We start from the raw sequence: 6,056 nt of genomic DNA on the forward strand, positions 1-6,056 counted from the left end.
ACAAGCCCCCACCGGGCCCGCACCCATAGAACCGCCGAACCAGCGGAGCTAGCAGCTCGGTACCTTCCCCCGCCCCGTCTCCAACGCCCCCAACGCCCCGATCGCCCCCTTGAGGGACGTAACCGGAATCAACCGCAGCCCCTTGGGCAACTCCGACTTCGCGTCCGAGCACTCAGCCCTGGGCACCAGAAAAACGCTCGCACCGTCCCGCCGCGCGGCCTGCGTCTTCAAGGCCACGCCCCCCACCGCACCCACCGTGCCGTCCGGGTCGATGGTCCCCGTACCGGCGACGGTGCGACCGCCGGTCAGGTCGCCGCCCTTGCCGTTGCCGTCGAGTTTGTCGACGACGCCGAGGGAGAACAGGAGCCCGGCGCTCGGGCCGCCGACGTCGGACAGCTTCAGCGTGACCTTGACCTTGCCGGAGTCCTCGTCGAGGTACTTCAGGGCCGCCTCGGTCGCCGCGTCCTGCGACTCCTTCATCTGGGCCGTGTTGTGCTGCTCGATCTCCTTGGTGGTGTCGCCGCTCGGGTAGACCGCGTCACGCGGCATCACGGCCCGGTCGGTACGGAACCAGCCGTCGAGTACGTCGCCGAGGTTCACATGGGTGTCCGGGCCGGTCGCCTCGATCGTCGTCATACGCAGTTCGCCGCGCGTCTCGCGGGTCTTCGCGCCGGTGATCGTGATGACCGCGTCGCCGTTGTTGTCGCCGAGCACGTTCGCCGTCATACCGGGCTGCGCCACGGCGAACGGCAGCGGCGCGAACGCGGCCGTGGCGAGCAGCGCCACGACGGGCAGGGCACAGACGGCGACGGCCCAGGGGCGCGTGAGACGAGAGAGCACGAGGTCAATCTAACGCGGGGCCCGCTTCCGGCCTGGGGCGGCCACCCCGCCCCTCCCTCACCGGAACCCCGTGATCAGCGCAGCGCCTCGGACACTTCCCGGGCCGCGTCCATGACCCGCGGCCCCACCCGCTCGGGCACCGCGTCGGCGAGCATCACGACGCCGACACTCCCCTCGACCCCCGTCACACCGATCAGCGGAGCCGCGGCCCCGCTCGCGCCGGCCTCCAACTCGCCGTGCGTGAGGGTGTATCCGGGGTCGGCGGGGGGCTGCTGCCGGGCGGCGAGGATGGCCTTGCCGGCCGCGCCCCGCTCCAGAGGGTGCCGGAAACCGGCCCGGTACGCCACGTGGTAGTCGGTCCAGGACGGTTCCACGACGGCCACGGCGAGCGCCTCCGTCCCGTCGACCAGGGTCAGGTGGGCGGTGGCGCCTATGTCCTCGGCCAGCGACCTGAGCGCGGGCAGCGCGGCTTCCCGTACGAGCGGGTGCACCTGGCGCCCGAGCCGCAGCACCCCCAGCCCCACCCTGGCCCGGCCGCCCAGATCACGGCGTATGAGCGCGTGCTGTTCCAGGGTGGCCAGCAGGCGGTACACGACGGTCCGGTTCACGCCGAGCCGGGTCGACAGTTCGGTGACGGTCAGCCCGTGGTCGGTGTCGGCGAGCAGCTTGAGGACGCGCAGTCCCCGGTCGAGCGTCTGGGAGGTCTCCGCGGTCACGACGCCCACTCCTTCACGTGGTGAGGTCGGCCACTCCCTGACGGCGGATGCGTCACCGGTCCCGTGGGCGACGCGCCTCAGAGGCGGCCGATCGGCGGCGGCCCAGGGCTCTCCCGGACACTGTCGCGTCACGACTGCGCTCCGCGGCGGCGCTGCCACGGGGCGTGTGTGCGTTGCGGGGACAGTAGCGAAGGGAGTTCGCTCAGCGGAAGGCTCCGTCCAGAATCCGGTCACCGGTCCGTACGGACTGCAGCGCTTCCTCCCGATATGAGCGGGCGTGTGCACCACCGCACACGCCCCCCTCACCCCACACACCCGCCTGCGGCCGTCACCGCATCCGGGTCGCCCACTCCTGCACCTTGGCGATGCGCTGCCGCAGCTGTCCCGCGGTCGCCTCCGCGCTCGGCGGTCCACCACAGGCCCGCCGCAGCTCGGTGTGGATCACACCGTGCGGCTTGCCGGTCTGATGGACGTACGCGCCGACCATCGTGTTGAGCTGCTTGCGCAGCTCCAGCATCTCCTTGTGGGAGACCACGGGCCGCCGCTCGGCGGGCAGTTCGAGGAGATCGGCCTCACCGTCGGGCTTCTTGCGACTGTGCGCGATCTGCCGGGCCTGCCGCTTCTGCAGCAGCATCTGCACCTGATCGGGCTCCAGCAGCCCCGGAATCCCGAGGTAGTCCTGCTCCTCCTCGCTCCCCGGGTGCGCCTGCATGCCGAACTCGGCACCGTCGTACAGCACCCGGTCGAAGACGGCGTCGGACTCCAGCGCCTCGAAGGAGAACTGCTCCTGCTCGCCGGTGTCCTCGTCCTCCTCCCGGTTCGCCTCCTCCATCTCCTTCTCGGACTCGGTGTACGGGTCCTCCTCGCCCTCCTTCTTGGGCTTGTCGAGGGCGTGGTCGCGCTCGACCTCCATCTCGTTGGCGAAGGTGAGGAGGTCGGGGACGGTCGGCAGGAAGACGGAGGCGGTCTCACCGCGCCGCCGGGACCGTACGAAGCGCCCGACGGCCTGGGCGAAGAAGAGGGGCGTGGAGATGGTGGTGGCGTACACCCCGACCGCGAGCCGAGGCACGTCCACGCCCTCGGACACCATGCGGACGGCGACCATCCAGCGGGAGTCGTTGTGGGCGAACTCGTCGATGCGGTCGGAGGCGCCGGTGTCGTCGGAAAGGACGACGGTGGCCCTGGTACCCGTGATGTCGCGGATCAGCTTGGCGTAGGCACGAGCCGACTCCTGATCGGTGGCGATGACGAGCGCCCCGGCGTCCGGGATGCCCTTGCGCACCTCGGTCAGCCGCTTGTCTGCGGCGCGCAGCACGCTCGGCATCCACTCACCGCGCGGATCGAGGGCCGTACGCCAGGCCTGCGAGACGGCGTCCTTGGTCATAGGCTCGCCGAGCCGAGCGGCGATTTCATCACCAGCCTTTGTCCGCCACCGCATCTGCCCGCTGTAGGACAGGAAGATGACGGGCCGCACGACATGGTCGGCGAGCGCGTTCCCGTACCCGTAGGTGTAGTCGGCGGACGACCGCCGAATCCCGTCGTTCCCCTCTTCATAGGTGACAAAGGGGATGGGGTTGGTGTCGGACCGGAAGGGCGTACCGGTGAGCGCGAGCCGCCGGGTGGCGGGCTCGAACGCCTCAAGACAGGCCTCGCCCCAGGACTTGGAGTCTCCGGCATGGTGGATCTCGTCAAGAATGACGAGCGTCTTGCGCTGCTCACAGCGATTGCGATGCAGCATGGGCCGCACGCCAACACCCGCGTACGTCACGGCAACGCCCTGATACTCCTTGCTGAGCGGCCCGGCGCTGTACTCGGGATCGAGCTTGATCCCTATCCGCGCCGCCGCCTCGGCCCACTGCTTCTTCAGATGCTCGGTGGGCGCGACCACGGTCACCTGCTGGACGACATGGTGGTGCAGCAGCCAGGAGGCGAGGGTCAGCGCGAACGTCGTCTTGCCGGCGCCGGGGGTGGCGACGGCAAGGAAGTCACGCGGCTGCTCCTGGACGTACTTCTCCATCGCCCCCTGCTGCCAGGCGCGCAGCTTGCTCGCGGTACCCCAGGGGGCACGGCCGGGGAAGGCGGGTGAGAGGTGATGGGCGGTGCCGGGGGAAGCGCTGGCGGCGGTGGTAGTCACGGTCTCCGGGGTGGTGGGTCGGGCGGCTCTACGGCGGTCAGCGGTGCGAGTGCTGCGGCTGAGGCTACGTATGACAACCGGGCCACCCTACCGGCGGCCCGGTCCGGTCAACGTGCGTACGACGCGGGGGGACCCGGGGATGGGACTCAGGTCACACCGACGGCTCGGCCAGCTCCCGCAGCATCTGGGAAATGACCTTGACCTCGTCCACGCCGCCGGAGGCCACCGCCCTCACCAGATGTTCGGCGGCATCGATGTCGGGGCGCAGTTGTACGTCGTTCAGGGCCAGGAATACGACGCAGGAGGTCCACGCGGTGCGCTTGTTGCCGTCGACGAAGGGGCGGTCCTTGGCGAGCGACTGCAGGAACGCCGCCGCCTTGTCGAACAGATCGGTGTACGCCTCCTGCCCGAGCGGCATGGCCGAGGGACGATGCGCGGCTGCCGCCACCAGACCCACGTCGCGCACAAGGACGCGCGGGCCCTCGACAGCGAGTACGGAGAGGCCCACAACCTCCTCTGCCGACAGATAGACGCACGTCACTTGAGCCGCTCCAGCAGTTCGGCCCACTTGGCGGTCTGCTCCTTGGCGGCCTTACGGACCAGCGCCTCGTGAGCCGTTCTGGCCAGGTAGTCGTCCACGGCCCGCAGCACGATGGCGTGCATACTCACGCCCTCCTCCTCGGCACGCAGCCGCAGAGCTCGCGTCTGATCGTCGCGGAGGCGCAGATTCATAGCCATACCAAAACGGTAGCGGCAAATGAGGCCAGACCAGTCCCACTCAGGAAGAAGCGGCCCGCACCCTCGTAGTCACCCAAGCCCCCACCAACGCCACCCCCGCCATAGGCAGAAACACAGCGGCGAAGGCGCCCGGATGCGAACCGCCGGCCGACCCGGCGGAGGCATGAGCCACCGTCCCCCCGCCCAGCGCGGCGAATGCCGCACCCCCGCCGGCCAGCAGCACCACGTTGGAGAGCGCGTCGGAGATCTGCAGGGAGGCGGAGTTGGCGCCGGTCTCCTCGGGCGCGGAGAGATGAAGCAGCAGCACGCTGGCACTGGAGATGACCAGCCCCATCCCGAAGCACCCGAACGCCCACACCACCGCGAGGGTCCACACCGGCACGGCATCGATCAGCACGGCGGGCGCGGCGGCGATGGAGGCGGCGACGACGACCATCCCGTACGTCATCGCCCGCTCCCGGTACGGCTCCATCCGCGGCCGAGCCTGCACGTACGACCCCAGCGCCCAGGTCACCCCGCCGGCCGCGAGCGAGAACCCGGCCATGGTCGGCGACAGCCCGCGCTGCGTGACGAGCATCAACGGGATGAAGGACTCGGCGGCGATGAACGACCCGGCGGCCACGCCACGCAACAACACGACGGACGGCAGCCCACGCGCGGCCCGATAGGTCCCGCGCGGCAGCAGCCCAAGGACGGCGGGCACGAGCAGAGCGACCCCAAGAAGCCCGGGAAGAAACGAAACCCACCGCAGATCCTGAGCGGCGAACTGAAGCAGCCCGGCACCGAACGAAATCCCGAGGGCAAGCCGAATACGCCGCCGATCCCCCCGCTCGTCCCGCCGCTCCCCCTTCTTCACGGCCCCGCCGGCGAGCCGCCGTATCTGAGGCAGCGCAAGCCCAAGCGGAAACACCACAAGCACGGGAATCCCGACGAACACCCACCGCCACCCGAGCTGCTCGGTAACGGCACCGGCGGCAAGCGGCCCAACAACAGACGGCACAACCCAACTGGCGGCGAACGCGGCCATGATGGCGGCCCGCAACCGCTCCGGATAGGCCCGCCCGACCACGACATACAGGGCGACGATCACCAGCCCGCCCCCCAGCCCCTGCACGGCCCGCCCGGCAATGAACAGCCACATGACCCCGGCGGTCCCGGACAACAGCAACCCGGCGGCGAAGGCAGCGATACCGGCGGTCAGCGCCCCGAGCGGCCCCTTGCGGTCGGACCACTGCCCGGCGAGCACCATGCCGAACAAACTGGTGGTGAAGTACCCGGAGAACGCGAACGCGTACAGCGACACCCCGTCCAGCTCCCGCGCGGCAACGGGCATGGCCGTCGCCACGGCGGTCGCCTCGAAGGCGATAAGCAGCACGACGGAGACGATCCCGATACTGAGCGCCCGATAGGAACGCCCGAGCACCCCCTCACCGGGTACGGCGGCCAAGGGTCGTGGGGCATCCGCGTCGGCGGTGTCGGCGGCGACGCCGGTGTCGCCCGGTTCCAGTGAGGTCATGCAGGCCAGCGTAAGGGCCGTCTCCTACCTTGACCCCTGTCGGAGGGAGGACCCGCCCCAGGACCTTGGTCGTACACCCGCCCGGACACCGCCGACGCGGATGCCCCACGAC

The 6,056-nt window shown here is 70.3% G+C and carries 6 protein-coding genes; all 6 read right to left on the reverse strand.

The window, feature by feature from the left end; translation table 11 throughout:
* Positions 1–48 precede the first annotated feature (48 nt).
* The 6 genes from AOK08_RS06500 to AOK08_RS06525 all read right to left on the reverse strand — a co-directional run bounded on the left by AOK08_RS06500 (position 49) and on the right by AOK08_RS06525 (position 5,944).
* Complete coding sequence (locus tag AOK08_RS06500) at positions 49–840, reverse strand: S16 family serine protease (RefSeq protein WP_055524479.1); 792 nt, start codon at positions 838–840, stop codon at positions 49–51.
* A 74-nt stretch (positions 841–914) separates the two neighbouring features.
* On the reverse strand, positions 915–1,556 hold the full coding sequence (locus AOK08_RS06505) for an IclR family transcriptional regulator (RefSeq protein WP_055524480.1): 642 nt from the start codon (positions 1,554–1,556) through the stop codon (positions 915–917).
* Between the two features lie 328 nt (positions 1,557–1,884).
* On the reverse strand, positions 1,885–3,690 hold the full coding sequence (locus tag AOK08_RS06510) for a DEAD/DEAH box helicase (RefSeq protein ID WP_055524481.1): 1,806 nt from the start codon (positions 3,688–3,690) through the stop codon (positions 1,885–1,887).
* A 151-nt stretch (positions 3,691–3,841) separates the two neighbouring features.
* Positions 3,842–4,231 carry a type II toxin-antitoxin system death-on-curing family toxin gene (locus AOK08_RS06515; protein WP_055524482.1) on the reverse strand — a complete coding sequence of 130 codons (390 nt, stop codon included), beginning with the start codon at positions 4,229–4,231 and terminating at the stop codon, positions 3,842–3,844.
* Entirely contained in the window at positions 4,228–4,428 is a 201-nt protein-coding gene (locus AOK08_RS06520; protein WP_055524483.1) for a ribbon-helix-helix protein, CopG family, read from the reverse strand. The genes AOK08_RS06515 and AOK08_RS06520 overlap by 4 nt, the downstream gene beginning before the upstream one ends.
* Before the next feature lie 40 nt (positions 4,429–4,468).
* Positions 4,469–5,944: an MFS transporter gene (locus AOK08_RS06525; RefSeq protein ID WP_055524484.1), complete on the reverse strand. Its 1,476-nt coding sequence runs from the start codon at positions 5,942–5,944 to the stop codon at positions 4,469–4,471.
* Positions 5,945–6,056 lie beyond the last annotated feature (112 nt).

Source organism: Streptomyces graminilatus, assembly GCF_001418565.1.
Classification (GTDB): Bacteria; Actinomycetota; Actinomycetes; order Streptomycetales; family Streptomycetaceae; genus Streptomyces; species Streptomyces graminilatus.

Excerpts from the sequence above, each read along its gene's own strand:
- AOK08_RS06520 (WP_055524483.1), bottom strand. The coding sequence starts at position 4,428 with ATGGCTATGAATCTGCGCCTCCGCGACGATCAGACGCGAGCTCTGCGG.
- AOK08_RS06525 (WP_055524484.1), bottom strand. The coding sequence starts at position 5,944 with ATGACCTCACTGGAACCGGGCGACACCGGCGTCGCCGCCGACACCGCC.